Origin of the sequence: Eubacterium sp. BIOML-A2, assembly GCF_009680135.1 — a bacterium.
GTDB lineage: Bacteria > Bacillota > Clostridia > Lachnospirales > Lachnospiraceae > Faecalicatena > Faecalicatena contortus_B.
In genome coordinates, this window is the sequence record NZ_WKZK01000035.1 from 48,037 (window position 1) to 48,429 (window position 393).

Annotated in this window: 1 protein-coding gene; it reads left to right on the plus strand. The window is 50.1% G+C overall.

Annotated elements, in window-relative coordinates; translation table 11 throughout:
- The coding region (locus GKG43_RS23110; protein ID WP_206672034.1) for a hypothetical protein at positions 1–230 on the plus strand (230 nt) is incomplete at its 5' end.
- Between the last annotated feature and the right edge of the window lie 163 nt (positions 231–393).

Consider the following 393-nt stretch of genomic DNA (forward strand, 5'->3'; position numbering starts at 1 on the left):
ACCAAGAATTTCTAAGGTTCGCTTTGAGCGTTTTTGAAAGGACATGGATGTTCTCCGGGAGGTTTTCGGCTATCCCTTCATGGAGCTGGTGCATCCGACCGGTAGGAAAAGGATTCGTTCCTAAGTTGGAGCCTCAAAAGGGGGCAGCGTATGGATATAGAATTGGCGGGACTTTTATGTCCCCAGTAGGTGTACATAAGCAAGGGGATACGGTTCCAGTATCAAAATAATTCAATACGCATCTTGAAGATGAAAAGACACGCATAGCCAATCCACATCCGCTGCCCTGGTCTCGGATCCCACCCGGTTGGCGGGTTTTCCTGCCGATTGGATGAGCAAGCTTTATGACAGGGAGGCCGGGGAGGTGCTGGGGCTATATATGCCGTTGCGAAA